At 41.3% G+C, this 17,949-nt stretch carries 21 protein-coding genes; 8 read left to right on the top strand and 13 right to left on the bottom strand.

Going from position 1 to position 17,949, the window contains the following annotated elements; translation table 11 throughout:
* Nucleotides 1-78: 78 nt before the first annotated feature.
* The 5 genes from ACR1R9_RS10950 (at nucleotide 79) to ACR1R9_RS10930 (ending at nucleotide 2,319) form a co-directional block, all read left to right on the top strand.
* Nucleotides 79-267 (top strand): hypothetical protein, encoded by a 189-nt coding sequence (locus ACR1R9_RS10950; protein WP_433921066.1) that lies wholly within the window; start codon nucleotides 79-81, stop codon nucleotides 265-267.
* A gap of 65 nt (nucleotides 268-332) precedes the next feature.
* Nucleotides 333-500 carry a hypothetical protein gene (locus tag ACR1R9_RS10945; RefSeq protein ID WP_433923791.1) on the top strand — a complete coding sequence of 56 codons (168 nt, stop codon included), beginning with the start codon at nucleotides 333-335 and terminating at the stop codon, nucleotides 498-500.
* Nucleotides 484-789, top strand: a complete 306-nt coding sequence (locus ACR1R9_RS10940) for an ABC transporter permease (protein ID WP_433956439.1) — start codon at nucleotides 484-486, stop codon at nucleotides 787-789. Before ACR1R9_RS10945 ends, ACR1R9_RS10940 begins: the two co-directional genes overlap by 17 nt.
* Entirely contained in the window at nucleotides 708-1,637 is a 930-nt protein-coding gene (locus ACR1R9_RS10935; protein ID WP_433921067.1) for an ABC transporter permease, read from the top strand. The genes ACR1R9_RS10940 and ACR1R9_RS10935 overlap by 82 nt, the downstream gene beginning before the upstream one ends.
* A 97-nt stretch (nucleotides 1,638-1,734) precedes the next feature.
* The gene (locus ACR1R9_RS10930; RefSeq protein WP_433921068.1) at nucleotides 1,735-2,319 is read left to right on the top strand and encodes a GNAT family N-acetyltransferase; all 585 of its coding nucleotides are present in this window, start codon (nucleotides 1,735-1,737) and stop codon (nucleotides 2,317-2,319) included.
* A 64-nt stretch (nucleotides 2,320-2,383) separates the two neighbouring features.
* Here the strand turns inward: ACR1R9_RS10930 and ACR1R9_RS10925 are convergent, their stop codons facing one another.
* The 3 genes from ACR1R9_RS10925 to ACR1R9_RS10915 form a co-directional block, all read right to left on the bottom strand.
* Nucleotides 2,384-3,550, bottom strand: a complete 1,167-nt coding sequence (locus ACR1R9_RS10925; RefSeq protein ID WP_433921069.1) for a PdaC/SigV domain-containing protein — start codon at nucleotides 3,548-3,550, stop codon at nucleotides 2,384-2,386.
* 539 nt (nucleotides 3,551-4,089) lie between these two features.
* Nucleotides 4,090-4,647 (bottom strand): hypothetical protein, encoded by a 558-nt coding sequence (locus ACR1R9_RS10920; protein ID WP_433921070.1) that lies wholly within the window; start codon nucleotides 4,645-4,647, stop codon nucleotides 4,090-4,092.
* Between the two features lie 109 nt (nucleotides 4,648-4,756).
* Nucleotides 4,757-4,879 (bottom strand): hypothetical protein, encoded by a 123-nt coding sequence (locus tag ACR1R9_RS10915; protein WP_433921071.1) that lies wholly within the window; start codon nucleotides 4,877-4,879, stop codon nucleotides 4,757-4,759.
* 275 nt (nucleotides 4,880-5,154) lie between these two features.
* Here ACR1R9_RS10915 and ACR1R9_RS10910 point away from each other — a divergent pair, with 275 nt between their 5' ends.
* Nucleotides 5,155-5,562 (top strand): hypothetical protein, encoded by a 408-nt coding sequence (locus ACR1R9_RS10910; RefSeq protein WP_433921072.1) that lies wholly within the window; start codon nucleotides 5,155-5,157, stop codon nucleotides 5,560-5,562.
* A gap of 425 nt (nucleotides 5,563-5,987) precedes the next feature.
* Here ACR1R9_RS10910 and ACR1R9_RS10905 read toward each other — a convergent pair whose 3' ends face one another.
* The 8 genes from ACR1R9_RS10905 to ACR1R9_RS10870 all read right to left on the bottom strand — a co-directional run bounded on the left by ACR1R9_RS10905 (nucleotide 5,988) and on the right by ACR1R9_RS10870 (nucleotide 12,832).
* Complete coding sequence (locus ACR1R9_RS10905) at nucleotides 5,988-7,067, bottom strand: sensor histidine kinase (protein WP_433921073.1); 1,080 nt, start codon at nucleotides 7,065-7,067, stop codon at nucleotides 5,988-5,990.
* Nucleotides 7,048-7,743, bottom strand: coding sequence for a response regulator (locus ACR1R9_RS10900; protein WP_433921074.1), 696 nt, complete (start codon nucleotides 7,741-7,743; stop codon nucleotides 7,048-7,050). Before ACR1R9_RS10900 ends, ACR1R9_RS10905 begins: the two co-directional genes overlap by 20 nt.
* A 21-nt stretch (nucleotides 7,744-7,764) precedes the next feature.
* On the bottom strand, nucleotides 7,765-8,343 hold the full coding sequence (locus tag ACR1R9_RS10895) for a peroxiredoxin family protein (protein ID WP_433921075.1): 579 nt from the start codon (nucleotides 8,341-8,343) through the stop codon (nucleotides 7,765-7,767).
* 21 nt (nucleotides 8,344-8,364) lie between these two features.
* Nucleotides 8,365-9,078 carry a cytochrome c biogenesis CcdA family protein gene (locus ACR1R9_RS10890; protein ID WP_433921076.1) on the bottom strand — a complete coding sequence of 238 codons (714 nt, stop codon included), beginning with the start codon at nucleotides 9,076-9,078 and terminating at the stop codon, nucleotides 8,365-8,367.
* A gap of 60 nt (nucleotides 9,079-9,138) precedes the next feature.
* Nucleotides 9,139-9,822 carry a hypothetical protein gene (locus ACR1R9_RS10885; RefSeq protein WP_433921077.1) on the bottom strand — a complete coding sequence of 228 codons (684 nt, stop codon included), beginning with the start codon at nucleotides 9,820-9,822 and terminating at the stop codon, nucleotides 9,139-9,141.
* Between the two features lie 232 nt (nucleotides 9,823-10,054).
* Nucleotides 10,055-10,714: a hypothetical protein gene (locus ACR1R9_RS10880; protein ID WP_433921078.1), complete on the bottom strand. Its 660-nt coding sequence runs from the start codon at nucleotides 10,712-10,714 to the stop codon at nucleotides 10,055-10,057.
* Nucleotides 10,715-11,467: an SDR family NAD(P)-dependent oxidoreductase gene (locus tag ACR1R9_RS10875; RefSeq protein ID WP_433921079.1), complete on the bottom strand. Its 753-nt coding sequence runs from the start codon at nucleotides 11,465-11,467 to the stop codon at nucleotides 10,715-10,717. It lies immediately after the preceding gene.
* 759 nt (nucleotides 11,468-12,226) lie between these two features.
* Entirely contained in the window at nucleotides 12,227-12,832 is a 606-nt protein-coding gene (locus ACR1R9_RS10870; protein ID WP_310853115.1) for a TetR/AcrR family transcriptional regulator, read from the bottom strand.
* A gap of 196 nt (nucleotides 12,833-13,028) precedes the next feature.
* On the opposite strand from ACR1R9_RS10870, the gene ACR1R9_RS10865 reads away from it, so the two are divergent.
* Both ACR1R9_RS10865 and ACR1R9_RS10860 read left to right on the top strand, forming a co-directional pair.
* Nucleotides 13,029-13,808, top strand: a complete 780-nt coding sequence (locus ACR1R9_RS10865) for a nuclear transport factor 2 family protein (protein WP_433921080.1) — start codon at nucleotides 13,029-13,031, stop codon at nucleotides 13,806-13,808.
* Nucleotides 13,809-13,979: 171 nt separating this feature from the next.
* The gene (locus tag ACR1R9_RS10860) at nucleotides 13,980-15,161 is read left to right on the top strand and encodes a YhgE/Pip domain-containing protein (RefSeq protein ID WP_433921081.1); all 1,182 of its coding nucleotides are present in this window, start codon (nucleotides 13,980-13,982) and stop codon (nucleotides 15,159-15,161) included.
* A 475-nt stretch (nucleotides 15,162-15,636) separates the two neighbouring features.
* On the opposite strand, the gene ACR1R9_RS10855 is transcribed toward ACR1R9_RS10860, so the two are convergent.
* Together ACR1R9_RS10855 and ACR1R9_RS10850 are read right to left on the bottom strand one after the other, a co-directional pair.
* The gene (locus ACR1R9_RS10855; RefSeq protein ID WP_433921082.1) at nucleotides 15,637-16,239 is read right to left on the bottom strand and encodes a DUF7010 family protein; all 603 of its coding nucleotides are present in this window, start codon (nucleotides 16,237-16,239) and stop codon (nucleotides 15,637-15,639) included.
* An 856-nt stretch (nucleotides 16,240-17,095) separates the two neighbouring features.
* Nucleotides 17,096-17,755: a nitroreductase family protein gene (locus tag ACR1R9_RS10850; RefSeq protein WP_099859067.1), complete on the bottom strand. Its 660-nt coding sequence runs from the start codon at nucleotides 17,753-17,755 to the stop codon at nucleotides 17,096-17,098.
* Between the last annotated feature and the right edge of the window lie 194 nt (nucleotides 17,756-17,949).

The raw sequence follows: 17,949 nt of genomic DNA, 5'->3' as shown, positions 1-17,949 counted from the left end.
CGTTTGATTACACTTGGAAAGTTGTGTATGGACCAACTCATATCATAATAGAGAGTAATAGGATAGGGAGAGATCATCTTGAAGTCTAATTGGAAATTGTATATCGTTATAACTTTGATCATTATTTTGGCAGGCGGTTTGTTGATCGCAAAAGGTACAGACGCCGTGAGTCAGGCTGAAAGTAAAAAGCAGGGAATATTGAATACTGAACCTAAGACTGAAGGTTTTTATGTTGATCTATATATTCCGGAGTCGCAGATTAACTAGATTCGAGCAGATCAAAAGGTAAATGTCCGTTTTCCATATCTGGAGAATCTTCTTGTAAAGGAAGGGTGGTTACGTCGATATCCCCCTCTCCTCAATTCGCCAATCTGCGCATGACGCGGGAAAAAGGCCAAGCTGATCTAAGTATGTTTCTGATCCGGATTTCAATTCCAGCAAGTAAAGATTTGCTTCCAGGGATGACTGCGGAGGTGCAGCTTGATGAAATCACTGGCTGATGAATGGAAGCACATACGCGGCAGTAAATGGATTATTATTATTTTTGCTGCTCCTCTAATTGCAGCTGTATTTTTCGGGCTCATGTTCTCCCAAAATCAATTGAGTGAAACACCGGTTGTGGTTGTGGATGAGGATCACTCTTCGTATTCAAGGCAACTCATTGAAGAATTCGATGCTTCTCAATATATGAAACTCACATCACAAATGTGTTTCCCAATCGCCTCTCTCCGGATACGCTGCTGGCGAACGAGAAGGCAGTGGCAGTCATTTTCTTGCCGGACGGATTAGAGCAACGTAAAGACAAGGGACTGTCCTCAAATATCGGGATTTGGATGGACAATACGATGCCTTCCAGCCTGAGTGGTATCCGGCCTGCAATTCAAGAAATAATAACAACCGAAAATATGACGCTTGCTGTATCACGTCTTACTCAAACCGGCATGGACATCGAATCAGCAAAAGCTCTGGTGTCCCCGCTATCTCAAGTGCAGCGCATGTTATATAATCCAAATTCAAGTTATATGGGTACCATGGTAATTGGATTTGTAAATATCATTATACTGATGCTCATGACGGGTGCGGCTGGCGCGATCGCTCCCCGCCTTCGCCAAGAGGGTAAGCTTTTGTCTGCGGGGACTTCCCCCTTCCAGCTATGGATTCGGGTCTTGCCTTATGTGATATTAAGTACCTGCTCTGCCCTACTCAGTTATGGGATGTTAAAACAAGTGGGACATATGCGATTCGAAGCGGCACCGTATGTCTTTATCGTTCCTTTATTGCTGTATTCGATGGCATTATGTTTGCTCGCGATGTTACTTGGTTATTCTGTTCAAAACGTGTCTAGAGTTGGTGCCAGAATGAGCTTGATCCTATATCCATCATTTCTAGTAACAGGTATTCAACTGACGCCGCTTGCATTTCCAACATTTTTTCAGGTTACAGCATGGGCTCTGCCTATGAATTGGCTCAATCGTATGATTCGTGGAATGGCCTTTAGACACGGTGAGTTGACTTTTTATGGTGTAGAGCTAGGAGCCTGTATACTGATTATCGGTTTGGCTTCATTAGGTATAGGATTATTCCTGCGAAGAGAATCACAGGTGCCAGCGTCAACACTTGAAGCAAAAGCAGTTTAGGAATGGACAATCGCCGCATGCCCGTGAGAATGATAGGCTGCGGCGATTTATGTTAGAATCAAAACCAGAGAAATACAGAAAAAGTGAGGTTTATGATATGAAGAAATCAAACGAGGTATATTGCGTGTCCGAGCGTCTTGTTATTCGAAAGTTCGATTTGCAGGATGTACTTGCGTTCTATCACTACCGGGCTAATCCAGATGTTGCCCGTTTTCAATCCTGGGAAAACTATACGCTCCAAGATGCTGAAGCATTTGTCAGCAAACAAATAGTACATTCCCCTAACCAGCCCGGGAGCTGGTATCAATACGCCATTGCCCTAACGGAGTCAGATCAATTAATCGGCGATTGTGCCATTCATACACGCGGAGATGAACCTCAGATTGTTGAGCTCGGATTCACTCTCGCACCTGAGTTTCAAGGCAAAGGATACATGCATGAGGCACTTTGTGCCCTGATTGATTATGTATTTGGCGCTCTAAATAAACATAAGCTGATCGCTTTTGCCGATGTAAGGAACACAAAATCGATTCAAGTACTAGAGCGTTTAGGCATGAGACGTGAAGGACACCTGCTTGAAAATTACATGTCCAAAGGCTTCTGGATAGATGAGTTCCAATATGCAATGCTGCGATCGGAGTGGTTGAACAAACATAGGGCCATCCATACCATGAATAATTAATGCTGGAACAGTTTGTTATTTGAAAAATTCGAGTAGGTCATCGTACCAGTGATCAGGAAGCTTATTATTCCGCACCAGTAATTCTGGAGATTGGCACCGAAATTTCAAATATTTCATTTTTGAGAAAAGCAATCGGCTCCGGCTGAACATACACTATGATCTTTCCGTCTTGGACATACCAGCCTGTACCAGCCGTTTCTATCCCCGGAAATTGTGCCGGCGGGGTGCTGTTCACTTCTCCGGATGCAATTTTCAGATTCACATACTGATTAATCTTTGAAGCATAATCCGGTAAATTGCCGAAGGCCTCGAGCAGCATGAGCGGTTGTCCGGTGTTCAGATCAAAAGTCCAGCTGTGGCGGAGCAGCCGGTCTGGTTCTGTGCCGCCCATATATTGATAGGTATCGGCATAAAGGCTGAGCAGACCTTCCTGATTGTAGGCAACCTTCCACTGCGCCTGAAAACCATAAGGATACATATGGGCGTAATCAATAATCCGGTCTTTATTAGGGTGAACCACCCAGGCCTCAGACAGCACCTGCTCCGCTTCTGTTTTCCACTTCTCTGCTGTCTCTTTCAGAAACTGATTAATATTATCCATTGCTTCCTTGTTGGCATATCCGGACAAGACCGGATAGTGGAACGAAAAAGAATACGGCTCCGTAGCAACCGACAGTTCCTCAGAGGCAGAAATGGTTACATCATTTTCGGGACGTGCCGTCAGCTTATACTCAGCCCTGCCCAGCTGGACAATCGTGTATCCGGACAGGTCAGCAAGCTGGCGCAGCGGAAGATATGTTGAATTGCCGCGGATAAAGGGGGTTTTGGCGGATGAAGTCATGCCGTTTAGGTTGTATTCGCTGTAATTAAGAGCCATCTTGATTACACGCCGCAGCTTCTTTAGCGTGAGATCACCGGTCTTCGCATTATAATCAACTGTGTATCCCATGGCTTTGGCAACAGGCACCAATTGGACCATAAGGGTGTTATCAGCATGGTAAGCCAGTACTTCCAGCTTCTTTCCGTCGACGCTTAAAGTCGTTGCCTCCAATCCATAAGGTACCGCTGACGAAGCCAAGGAAATGCTTGTGTCTCCCACAGCTGGTGAAGAGGCTTGTCCTGCCGCATAGGCAGTCTCTGCCGCAGAAGCCGGAAGATTCGTTGACAAAGACATGATGGCAGCAGCAAGGAATATTGTCCGGCGGTTTTTTATTAAAATAGTTTTTGTCATTATATTGGTATGCAAAATGTAAGCCTCCATTTCACAGGAAATATTTGTTAGGCATTCTCTTCTAACTTTAGACGTACGAATGGCCGTTTTGTTTCGCCCAGCTTGATTTAACGTTTACAGATATGATTGAAGAGGCTGAACAAATTCGGTGTGGACGGAGAGTTCTTTTATAACAGGCATCTTAAAATACTCGACAAGTTTATCGAAGGTTTCATGAAGCACCGGGTGATGTTTATTTCACCCACACTATATAAGACACTGTTTCAATAAAGTTTGTTGCGCTAAACTGCCCGTTAGTTTAATGAATTGATGAGTAAAGTGACAATTAGATATATGTCTAATCGGAAATAGGAACATGTTTCGGCAATGGGTACAAGTTCTTGTCCTTGGCTCGGGACAAGAACTTGTACCCATAAATTAAAAAAGCCGCTAAAATAGCGACTTCAATGGGACCATGTTCTTGTCCCTTGACACCTTTGCAGGCTTACTTTTCGCCACCTAATGTAACCCGTTAGATTAATGGAAAACTGTACCTTGATTCACTTCTTAACGCTTATATACTGACGTTCTTTCCACTCGAACTCATTCCCCAACTGAAATGTGGCTAGTTCAATCACGAGGTCGAGTTCTTTTTTTGGAGCATCCAAAAATCTTTCCTGTCTGTGAGCCCAGCAGCAATACAACTCTAAGTCTTCACCTATTCTCAGATTGCTGCGTATATATTTGAAAAGCTCTACTAAGCACTTTTTGCTTGTCTGAAATAAAATCGGGTGGGAATATTTAATCTCGTCATTAATCTCAAAGTCACCACCTTCGGGGTTCACTTGGTAAACCAATGGATGACGGAAAAGATGTGAGGATTGCATGGTTATGGGACCGGTTATATATAATCCTGCTGCATCCTCTTCCGTATCGTAAACCTCCATAAGTTTATCGCCCTTTGGGTATTTCTCCAGTAGTATTTGCATATTGAGTTGATCCTTAGCGGCAGGGTTTACATTCGTAACATATTCATTAATAGTCATAACTTTTTTTTTCTTTCCAAATGAGCCTGTCGGAAGCTCATGGCTTGCAGCAATATAATAAAATAGTGTCACAGTATCAACCTCATCTCCGATCTAAAACTATTTTCCAAAGCTTTTATTCTATCTTACTGCTCCATTAACCTCCAGTTATCTTAATTAAAAAGGAGCAAACTGCTCCTTGCTATTCCTCAACAAACGTTTCCAACTGCGGATGGCTTCCCCCCGGAACCATGATCACATCAGCGGAATCCATAGTTGTTTCAAAAAACATAAACTCCGTAATACAATCAAATGGATATGACACTTATATTCCTCCCCTCATTATTCACTATTGTTATATTACTATATATTGGAACTAACCTGCCCGTTAGCTTAATGAATTAACGAGTGAAAACATATTAGACAGATGCCTAATAGGAAACAGGAAAGTTCTTGTCCCTCAACAATGATACGCCAGCACATCTACATTTTAGCGTTTCCTAGTTGAAATATGCTAAGACACCCAATGGTATATAAATAATTTAACATTAATACAATGTTAAGGCTGTTGATTAAGTTTACTTAAGGGGGCAATTAGTAATGATTAATTTCCACAATGAGCGTCAGATGATACCGCATCCAATTCTTTTGGAAGCAAAACAGAGTGCAACAAATCAAATTCTGATTACGTATGATCAGCGGACAGATTTAGGATCAGCAACCCATATTTCAAACTACTGGATTAGGAGTACTATGGAAACACCTACCGGTATTGCAACTGTGGGAATGAGTGACGCACTGATGTCTTCAAACTCAATACGTCCAGATATGGCCCAGATCGCACCAGTCGATAACTCAAACATGAGATTTCATATCACGTTTAGGGTTAATGCAGTGTCAGGTGTGTTGTATACCGTACTGCCTTGTTTTGTTAACCTTGAGGGAATGACAGGTTATAAAGGGGCGAATTGGGGCACCGCAAGTAGAAATGTACTTATTGGTTTGTAAATAAATTATAACGCATACTCATTTACTCATTGTTAAGTGCCAGAAGACTAATCTGTGTGGGCAACTCTAATTAGCAAATGGTCACTTCGGACCCAAAGACAATAGGAAAAAATAATTGCTGATTAAATGAGAAGCCCTTCATCTCCTACGAAGTGCAGCCCTTAGAATAGACCTTGGACTAACCTGATTTATCCGATGAAATCTAAGGGATGCATTTTAACGTCAGTGAAAAGAGGACAGAACAAGGTGTTTAAATAAGATTAAGGTCGAGGCATACGCTTAAAAGTCAACGAAAGCTGGACTACCGGCACAATCATGGAGAAGTATGATATTCCAAAACGACACCAAAGTAAACTGCAACACATTCAAGTTGCCTAGCATTTTATAATGTACTCTACAAAGGCTATAGTTCAATAATATTGGTATTATTTTTTTAAAGGTACAGTAAACCAAAAGGAGTGCTCACTTCCTTTGGACCGCAACCCTACTTTTCCACCCTGCTGCTCTATAATTTCCTTCACTAAAGATAACCCTAATCCTGATCCTCCTGAGTCCCTACTGCGGGATGAATCTACCCGATAGAATCTCTCGAATATTAGAGATTCATGTTCTTCTGGAATCGGCTGACCTAAATTCTTGACGATTATTTGGTAGTTTGAGTCCTTCTGCTTCCCTGTAATCTCAACCCATCCACCCTCGTCATATTGCAATACATTGGTCAGAAGATTATGAAGCACCTGTTTTAACCCATCTTCATCTCCTACTACTTTTGCTGTTTCAGTCTTGAGATCCATAATAAACCCTTTATTCTTAAACTCCAATGAATAGTGATCCGTACAGGATTCAATCAGCTTTTCTATAGAGAGTACATTCATCTTATTCTCATTGGAAATCTTCTTTCCTTGCCACACATTCAATTGGTGTAACTGCTCAACTAAACGGGTAATGCGTAACGACTCTTCGTGAATGGATTCGAATAGCTCTTTATTGCCCGGAATAACCCCTGTGCTTAAAGCTTCCAAATATCCGTTTATATTGGTTAATGGTGTCCGCAGTTCATGTGAAATATCAGACAGCATTTTTTTTCTTAAATCCTCTACCTGTTTCAATTTCAGGCTCAATTGATTAAAGTCAACAGTTAACAGACCAATTTCATCGTGAACACGAATCGATAAGGGTTTTGGCATTTCCCCTTGAGCCATTTGTCGCGTTGCATGGCCCAATTCCTTGAGAGGAAGAATCAACTTTTTTACAAAAAAGTAGTGAATGAACGCTGCAATCAACACAGCCGTCAGACTCGCTTTAATTAAAAAAGTCTGCATCGTTTGATTGAAAATGACGCTTTCCTCTGGAGTCACAGACGGGGAATTAGCAAACAACAGACAAGCATAGTCTTTTACCGAAACTCCTGCAAACCAAATGGCAATACCAATGACCGCGACATTGATCAGTGTAAACTTCCACATGATGTTGTTTTGTAATAGATTATTTTTGAAACGCAACAAAGCGATACCCCATTCCTCGAATAGTTTCGATTAGTGCGTTGTCCCCATCCCATATCAGTTTTTCTCTCAATCTACCTATATGAACATCGATCGACCTTTCTGTTACTACCTTTTCATTATTGGGATACAGTTCATCAATGATCTGTTCCCTAGTTAGAATTTGATTGGGATGCACCATAAGAAAATACAAAAGACGGAACTCATGCTGTGTGAGTTGAATAGCTTCCCCATTATAGTGTACTTCACCCCGTAACTGTTTGATGGTTACTCCGCGGTATGTAAGTTTGCTACACCGCTGGCTCGTTCTCCGCAAAATGGATTCTACCCGTGCAACCAATTCACCCGGACTGAACGGTTTCGTTACATAATCATCGGCTCCCGATTTCAATCCTTCAATCCGGTTATTTTCCTCTACTTTAGCTGTTAACATAATAATAGGAATTCCTTCCTTCAAATCTCCTCGAATACTCTTACAGACTTCTTCACCACTTATTTTAGGAAGCATTAAATCTAAAATAACAAGGCAAGGGTCATTTTTTTTAAAGGCATCTAAAGCTTCCTCCCCATCTCCAGCTTCAATTACTTCATACCCTTCCTTTTCCAGGTACAAGACGATCAGCTTTCGAATTTTCACATCATCTTCTACTACTAAAATCCCGGTTCCCTCTGCTCTCATTCCAAACACCTCCAAATTTAATTAGCGTATTTCTTTAACTAGTTTTTCCATCATTTTATAATTCATTGGACCTGTAACTTTTTGCTGAATAATACCCTGCGAATCAATGATATAGCTCGTAGGAAGAGCATAAACCTGGTATATTTCCCCTATGCTATTTTGTTTATCTAATAACACTGGGAATGTAATCCCAAATTCATCTAAAAACTCGGGAATTCTATCTACACTTTTCTCTGAAGTTGTCATATTTATTGCAATTACTGTGGTATTTTCATTTTTATACTTCTCATAAAATTTTTGCATATCCGGCATTTCTGCTCTACAGGGCGGGCACCAGGTTGCCCACATATTGACGATTACTTTTTGTCCTCTGAAATCAGAAAGCTTAAAACTTTTACCATCCAGATTATTTAACACAAAGTCTGGTGCAATGTTCCCTTGGTTAATACCAATACTCAGTGAGGAGTCATCTATTCCCTCCATTGCTGGTTGGCTACTAGCCAAGTTTGCTTGACGGTCACCATTTTTCTTACTTGTATCATAAATCCCCCACCCAACCAAACCGATTAGGATAACAATGACGATAAAATTTTTTTTCATAGAAAAGATCATCCCCTTTTATTAGAATATTGGCGCGAAGGAAGCAAGCCAAGCACTTAACTTTTGCAATTGGCCCGAAAATAAAAGAAAGCCCATCGCGATCAAAATCCATCCGTTCAGCAGTGCCAAAAGCGGTAACCATTTATTTATTCTTCTCATGATACCCTTAGATTTGGTAATTAAGATTGAAATCAATAAAAAAGGAACTCCTAAACCCAACGAATAAAACAACAATAAAAAGATTCCATGGTACATCGTTTCAGAAGATCCGGCCAACAACAAAATTGAAGATAAAGCCAGACCGACGCAAGGTGTCCAACCCGTTCCAAAAGCAACTCCCACGACAAATGAATTCCACCCGCTTCCATTCTTTGGAGCTTTGGTTTCCTGTTGCTTTTGAAACATGAGAAAACGAAGATTTAAAATCCCTGCAATCTGTAGGCCAAATATAATAATGAGTAGTCCACTAATCTTTTCTAACAACCCTCGATTCGCAGTGAAAATTTGTCCAATCATACTCGCGGAAGCACCCATAAGCAGGAAAACCACAGTAAAACCAAGGATAAAGAGAGCGGAACGAATCATCAGTGTTCTATTAGAAACACTGGTTTTCTCCCCACTCCCATAAGAGCCTGTAAGATTAGCAAGATAAGCAGGCAAAAGAGGAAAAATACAGGGTGAAAAAAAGGATAGCGCCCCTGCCGATAAAGCAAATAAAATTGAAATATTGTCCATTTGTAATTCCTCCAGCAAAGTATTATATTCTTAACAACCATAACGCAGGATTGTTAAGATTCATTTAAGCTCTTTTTTTATAAAGTTGTGAATAGTCAAACAACATAGGGCAACTGCTAAATAAACAAGCTGCTCACTAGATAATCCTAAGAAGACTACTACAAAAAAACTTTTAAAAAAGTAACTTAAAATCTGTCCGATGCTGAACCAAAGAATAAGTTGATTGATTTCTTGTGGATTATCAAAGCCCTCTTTTCTGCAATACATCCAAACCAATAGTACGATTGCTAAAACAATTTGACTGAGATCATACAAAAATGATGATGTTGTCGGATTGTTAAAGATGAGCTTGAACATAGAATAGAACATTATATAAGATAATAAGCCTGCCGCCAACACTTCCGCATACACCCAGAAGGTAATTCTACGCTTACTACTTTGAATAGATAAGCAGATAAGAACTACAATCGCCGATAGCAAGATCCCACGCCCACCCCCGGTAAAATAAAGAATGTAGTAAGGATTATTCAAAACAGTGACGGGATTAAAAATAATCACACTAAACTTCCAAATCAGGAATGCCCATAAAAATACATTGGTTATATCATTTAGTATAGGCTTGCTTAAATCGCTCTTACCCTTCAACCAATATTTCATGGTTAAATATGCTGTCAGTACAGAAAAGATTATTGCGATCCAATTGTATTTAATAATTAACGGCCCCCAAACGACAGCTTCTTGCATCCTGTTTCCCCCTCCTTTTTTTATTACTTTATAACCTAATTGTTAAGATTCGTTTAACTAGAATACACCTACTATTAGGCATCTAGCCTATCAGTAGGTGTATGTTCTTTGTTAATTGTGCAGCTGCATACAGTATGATGAAGCCTTAGGTCAGAAAAAGTCCTGAATAATTCCAAATGATACGAAGTTTTAAGTACTTGATGTTTAGATATACGCCTAATCGGTAATCAGACTATGTTCTTGTCCATTCCGGCAATCGGTACAAGTTCGTGTCCTTGGCTTGGGACAAGAACTTGTACCGATAAAATAAAAAAGCCGCTAAAATAGCGACTTCAATGGGACCATGTTCTTGTCCCTCGACACCTGGAGCGTATCCATTATCTATCATGCCTTCACTATATTCAATAAACCAATCACCAGCGGGATCTCTACAAAACGTATCTTCATGAAAATATCCTTCTGGATCACCATGTAACTTGCACATTTCAACTGTATTATCTCTAGGCATACCTACAGAATCTAAGAATTGTCCTTCCACCGGCAGCGTGCTGTCCGCGTGGAATTCGGTGATCAACGTCTTGCTGCCGAGCGCTGGTTTGATATACACTTCCGGAAACAGACGTTTAGGTAACTTTTTCTCGGACGTGACCGACTTCGGTGCGCCGACGAATTGCTTCATGCTGGAATGCAATTGCATCAATATCACTGCCGCCTGCGCCCGAGTAACGATATCGTTGGAACCGAACATCCCGCGCTTAATGACTTCTTTCCATGGAGGAACACTGATTTCTTCACATCCCTTCCCTGCTATATCAAACCATGCATGGAAGAAATCTTCGGTAATCTGACTATGTTCTTGTCCATTCCGGCAATCGTTACAAGTTCTTTTCACTCATCTACCACCACTTACGGTAATGGTTTCCCCTAAAATATAATTTGCTACATCTGATGCGAGGAAGCAGATGACTTCTGCTATTTCCAGTGGAGTTGCAGCACGTTTCATTGGGACGGATGCTACTAATCGTTCGAGGCGGTTATCTTCAGGGGCAAACTTATCATGAAATGGTGTTTCAACAATTCCCGGGGCGACTCCATTTACAATAATCCCATATTCAATAAACTCCCTAGACATTCCAACTGTCATCGTGTTTACTGCACCTTTTGTTGAGGCGTAGTGGATACTTTCGCCCGAACCTCCAATACGAGCCGCTGCCGAAGAAAGATTAATAATTTTACCACTTTTTCGTGAAAGCATGTCTTTTAATACCGCCTGTGAACATAGGAGGATACTTTTTACATTCAACGCATAGGTATCGTCCCAAAGTTCCTCGGTCATATCCATGAATGTGCTCTGTTTAATGCCTCCACCAGCGTTATTTACCAATACATGAACGGCTCCATAAATCGAAACAACCTCTTGAACCATTACCTCAACTTGGTCTTTCTTAGTAACATCTGCTTGGACAGCTATACATTCACCACCCAATTCTCGAATCGCAGTAACTGTTTCTGTTGCTCCCTTTTCGTTTTTATTGTAGTTGATGACAACGTTTGCCCCTCTAGAAGCCATTAATTGCGCCGTCGCCCGACCAATTCCAGAACTGGCTCCCGTAATGAGAACAATTTTCCCTTTTAAATCTTGCACAATCTCTACCTCCCGACTGTATTCTTTTTAATATTTTTGGATATTATTATGCATCAAGCGTGTGATGGAACATTTACCTTGCCTTTGTTTCAAGATTACTGCCCTTTAGTTTAACAAAAAATGGAGCAACAGCCGCCCGTAGAATCCTCCATTTTTTGTTACGCTATAGTTTCCTGATTGCGTTACATTGTTTAATGACAACCTTAACAACTATTTAATTGGTTTTTTACTCTTGTTTATCTAACCATAGAAAATGAAATGGGAATATAAAATTTTCTATCCATTATGGTTCGTTGTATAGAGCTTTACTCGTGCTGCACAACTCTAAGTCTAATTCACTTGCTCTTCCAAAGATCTGACTCGTAGTAGCTCCATCAAGGAAAACCAAATTTTTTAGCCGTTAGTTCTACGATCTACAATACTCTTATTGAAATGAGCAGTTCTCATTTTAACAAAAATACCATGATGCAATAAGCCTCTACTATCAAGTAAAAAACAAAGGATGCCAAACGCGAAATTAACGTATTGGCATCCTTTTAAATTTATTGATATTCGTAACCGTCTAAAAAAACGCAATGTTCTCCATGAATATGAAAATACCGCTCAAGCGTTATTCAACAACGCTTAGACGGTATCCAGTAATTGTTCTTGATTTCAATATCGGGGTGGTCGGCTGAGACAGCATGACCAACCAAATCGTCGTTGGCTTTTCGTTTACGCCCTTTATTAGTGCCTGTGCTCCCTTTACTCTCGCTAATTTTATTCCTCTACGGCGATGCCGGCAGCTCTTAAGTGCCCATAGGCAACAATTTTACTAAACTGAGATGAAACTTCATCTGCAGGAAGAGGTTTATCGTTTTTAATCCACCAAATTACAATGCCCATGAAAGCCGATCCGAGGTATTCGATCAGCAATTCCTTGGATATCGCTAGTGTGGAGTTTTCCTTAGCAGGTTTCCACCCCTCAATTAATTTATCATTAATGATATTCTCCATTTTCGCTTGAAACTGATAGATTCGATTCTCTTCAATTAACATGGAACGGTAAAAGGTCATACTTAGGGAAATATGCTCCAGTACAGTTTGCATGACTGTCTCGAGTAGAGAAATGCTGAAAAGATTCATGCTGATCGGACAAAGAACGACTGCATCCTTTAAATCGCTTAACAGTTCATTCATGCATGTATCTAATAAATCAGGCTTGTTTTGGTAGTGGAGATAAAAAGTATTTCGATTGATCATAGCCCGATCGGCAATATCCTGGATCGTAATCGCCTCGTATCCTTTTTCCTGAATAAGCTCATAAAACGCCTTTCGAATCGATTGTTTCGTGCGCAGTATTCTTAGGTCGATTTTTTTATTCATTGTATTCGTTCCCCCTAAATTTATTTAGGTCGTTAAGCGACAAAGTTTTATGAAGTTGTCTGTTATCCATCATAGCTAAAAATATTGAATATTGAGTGTTATATTAACCACTATTATAATAAGCATCAGATAAATAAACAACGTTTTGTTCATTATTTATCTAATGACCAAAAAAAATTTCAAGGAGGATTTACTAATGACATTCAACCATCAAAATGAGCTTGTTCGTAAGACAGTCGCCGTGCTGGAAAGTTTTGAAAGCGGCAACCCCGAAGCGATTACGGCTTACGTTCATCCAGATCAATATATTCAGCACAACCAGGCCTTACTCGATGGTCGTGCAACCATGCTTGGTGCTCTTGATCATTTAAAGGAAATTGGTACAAAGGTAAGCATTAAGCGGGCTGTAGTTGACGGAAATTATGTGGCTCTTCATTCTGTATATCATTTTTACGGCCCTAAAATCGTATTTGATATCTTCCGTTTTGAGGATGGGCTAATCGTTGAACATTGGGACAATTTGCAAGAGATGGTGGAAAAGACACCAAGTAATCATTCAATGATTGACGGACCGGTTACGATTAAGGATATCGACAAGACGGAGGCCAACAAAGCATTTGTCAAAAACTATGTTGAAAACATCTTGCTCGGAAATAACCCTGATCTGCTTGCCTCTTACTTTGATGGAGATACCTACATTCAGCATAGTCCTCATATTGCAGACGGCCTTTCTGGTCTTCACGCTGCTTTGCAGGCTCTGAAGGAGAAAAAAGTTGAGTTTCAATATACTCATGTCCATCAAGTTATCGGGCAAGGCGATTTTGTTCTTACCGTGAGCGAAGGTCAATTTGATGGTCAACATACTGCTTTCTACGATTTGTTCCGCGTACAGGATGGAAAGATCGCTGAGCATTGGGACGTAATCGAGGCCATTCTGCCGGAAGAAAAACGAAAAAATACGAACAGTAGATTTTGAAGTTTGTGTAGCTGAATCGCAAGAAAGACATCGCCAAATTTATTTACGGTGATGTCTTTCGCTTCACGAATGTACTTGAATGGAAAATTTTAAAGTCCAATGGATACAGGAGCGTTGCTTCAGCAACGCTATTTTTGTTCAATGCAATGAAGTGATGAGGGGAAGAGAATCATGAAAATATTGACACAAAAAATGATGTGGATCGGATTAGTGCTCGTCCTGATCGTGCTGACCGTATTCGGGGTAGCGATGATGGGATCGGTGCTGGGATCGAAGCCCAAGGAGCTTCCAGTGGCCCTCATTATCCTTGACCGGCCGGCGGATCTGTCGACTGGAGGAACGATTTCGTTTGGGGAAATGATTCGGGAAAAGTTGGTGTCAGACCCGGCAATGCCGTTCGTATGGCATATCGTGGATTCCGAGGAAACGGCTCGGGAAGGATTGGATAAACGCGAATATTACGGAGTGATAGTGATTCCGGCGGATTTGAGCAGCGGTTTACTCTCGTTAGCAACTCCCTCACCGATTCATCCTAATGTGAAGATCATCGCCAACGAAGGGATGAACAGCCAAGCCTCGTTGGTCGTAAGACAGACCATGAGGCAAGCGATGCAAATGATAAGCGAGGAACTGTTGCAGCTGCTGCTTGAGCAGATCGGGCAGCAAACGGAGCAAATTCCTGTTGACTCGGCAACAGCTTTAATGACACCGGTGACCGTTCAGGAGGACGTCGTGCATCCACCGGGAGTGAATAATGCGTCGGGGAATGCGCCAGGTTTGTTGACCCAGATCATGTGGATCGGCAGTCTGGTGACCGGGATAGTTTTGTTCCTGGCTAGCCAGAAGGCAGTCGCCGCGGGTTCAAGGAGATGGACAGTAAGTGCGCTGCAAGCTATCGTGGGACTTGCGACCGTTGGTATAGCGTCAGGCTTCACCGTATGGATGGCTTTGTCGTGGTACGGCATGGAACTAGCGAACGCGAGGGAGACTTGGTTCTTCTTATGGTTGGCTGGATCGGCGTTCTTCTTGTTGCAATCTTCATTACTCAATTGGATCGGATTTCCGGCTATGCCTCTGCTCGTACTGCTGATGTTCTTCTCCATGCCGCTACTGAACATGGCTCCGGAGTTCTTGTCGCAGACAACGCGAGATTGGATCTATTCGTGGACGCCACTGCGGTTCACGGCAGAAGGGCTGCGGGAAGTGATGTACTTCGGAGGACTGGACGCGGTCGGCTCAAACGCCTTCGTTTTGTGGGGCGTCGCCGTGGGATTTTTGGTCCTGCTGCTCGCTTCCGGATTTAAGGCCGGTCGAACTACAGATGCGCCCCCTACTTCTGTTACAGGAGATTAAAATATGGTAAGAACAAACAAAGTTGTGTTGTCGGTATTTGGTTCGGTTAGTGTGGTTCGATATTCTCCCTTATGATACTATTTAGATAATTACCTAATACGAAATGATACCAAGTTTTTGTCCCTCGACCGTTCCCTACCCTTTGTGGTGTGTACGATATCATCGATTGAATTTCTCCTTTAGCACTATCATGCTGATAAGGACATACGCATTTATTAAGTATCGATTCATTTTTACTTAAATGGTAATACTCAATTCTGCTGGAAGAACTGCTGTAATCAATGAGCCTGTGTGAGGAAATTGTATCATTTCGAGGGAGCTTAACAAAAGCAGCCGATCACGATGATCAGCTGCTTTATCTTATTGAGCTATCGTTTCCCGTTAATTGAATACTGGCCTTAATACGACTTCTTTACCCTAAAAGAGTCTCGTGGACTCCATGAAGTTAACTGATTCAGCAGAGCATATCCTTTTCCTATTTCTTCAATTGCTTGAGCATGGTTATCCAGATCCTTAAACCTGTCACCCACAGCGTCAAAGCAGAACCGAAACCGATAAAAATAGACCTCGCAATCAGAGATACATCGCCCAAAGTGGTATTCAGTGGTATAAACAAAGAAATGATGCCTAGAATACTGAGCACTATACCTGTACCATAATAAAAATTCTCTCGAAACAATCGCGCTAAAGGAAAAAAATGGACTCCGACAATGATAGCCATGATCGGGAAAAAGACTTCAAAGCGATCAAATAAGTTACAAAGCACACTTGCAATCAAGATTGCCAGACCTTCTAAACCACAGATCATACCAAATTTCCGGTTAATTTTATTCCTCATTTCCCTCTCTTTCGGTGTAGTGACATGGTTCACGTTACGTGCTTTCCCAATTAGCGAAATAGCTCCGATTAGCAACGTTAATGTCACAATACCTGAAAGAACAAGCAGCCAAGGAGCTCCCAGTTTATTTGAACCAATAATACCAATTGCAGACCAAAGGGCTCCAAAAAAAGTCATGAATATTACTCCATTTGCAGCTCCAAAGACAGCAGCTTTCGGCAGTTTTACTAAATATCCCATCCTAACCATGTCTCCTACAATTCAAATTTTAACCACTTTTAATGTACCATAAATTCTCTTTTTGAAAATGCAATGTTAAATTGCTTCTCCACACTTAGTGAAGATTAATCTATGGTTCTATACATGGCTAACGTATTAAATTGGAACTATCCTGTACGTTTAGGATGCAAATACTAAGCGTACAACCCCTTTACAGTTGCATGCTCTATTTTTTATGTCTTTGCAAACCCTAAATATCCATATACTCCTCAACCTGGATAAATACTGATTTCCAACTACAAGTCGGAAACTGTACTTGTTGATACTCAAAATATTATTACATTGAGACCATATGAAGCTAAGGTTAATTTAAACACAGTGTAATCAAATTTTTTAAAGGTCTTCCACACCATACTGTTCAGCGAGCCGAAGGCCAGTCTGGGGACAAAGCTTGCCGTTCGTGCGATTTCTGAGGGCCTGCTTCAAGATGCCAGCAACAAGCTTCGAGTAACGATCGTTTCACCTTGGATCCACACAATTGGGATTCCCTGGACGCCATAAATGACTCAGAGATGAAAGCCAAACTCGAAGCTTATCAGAACATTGGGTTCTCCCCCTACTCTATCGCTAAAGCTATTGCGTTCGCAGTTGAGCAACCAAATGGCGTGGATGTAAGTGAAATAGTGGTCCGCCCCACAGCGCAAATGTCCAGGGACATCCTCATTAATGATCAATAAGGATCAGGTACCACCTCATTACGAAGTTTCTTGATCTCCGCAAAAAACTTAAAATGCACCTCCAATTGTTAGTAGTGGTTAACAATTGGAGGTGCATTTCATATCCTTTAGCTTCTTTTATATTACATGAATGATTAATATCAATCCTTAGGCAATTCATTAAAGAAAGCGACATCTTCTATCGGTAATCTTACCGTCCGGTGTCCGGGCTTCACCGCCTTGCCGATGGCGATAAGCATAACAGGAGCGTATCTCGCCGGAATATCAAACTCTTCTACAAATTTTACTTGGTCAAAGCCGCCCATCGGGACCGTATCATAGCCTTTTGCACGAGCGACAAGCATTAGCTGCATGGATACCAGTCCACTATCAATAAATACTTTTCGGAGTACATTTTCTGGAGGCATACTCGCGAACAGTCTTTGGTATCGCTCCACGAATGAATTAGCTGTCTCTTCAGGCATGTACCCCGCATCGACCGCCATCCCGTATACTTTCTCGGCCAATTTATAGCCTTCCAAATCTCCGAGTATCGCAATGACAGCTGAAGCCTCAATCACTTGCTGCTGGCTGTTGGCGATCAGAAGCAGTTTTTGTTTTAGCTCCTGCGAGTCGATGACGAGAAATCTCCACGGCTGGAGATTGGCGCCAGAAGGAGCCAGTGTAGCTAGCTGCAATATATCCTTCATTTCGTCCCGTGAGATCTTTACTTCGGAATCATAGTACCTTACAGATCTCCGATCTTGAATAACATCAAAAAACTGCGCCTCCACCTTCTGTGACGATTGTTCAACGGACATGCTTCTCTCCTCCTCATAATTACCTTGCCCCAAGTTGGTACAAGATGTTCTAAATAATTTGTAGTAGACCTTCAAAACAAATTCAACCATTGCAGTTAAATGAGCTTTATTGTTACTATAAATTATTTAGTGTATACTTTAAAGTAGACACATTATTTTTATATAGCTCTATAAATTAGACTAACTATACTATA

Source organism: Paenibacillus taichungensis (assembly GCF_050994985.1).
GTDB classification, from domain to species: domain Bacteria; phylum Bacillota; class Bacilli; order Paenibacillales; family Paenibacillaceae; genus Paenibacillus; species Paenibacillus taichungensis.
The sequence above is the reverse complement of the archived record's forward strand: the minus strand, read 5'-3'. Positions and strand labels throughout refer to the sequence as shown.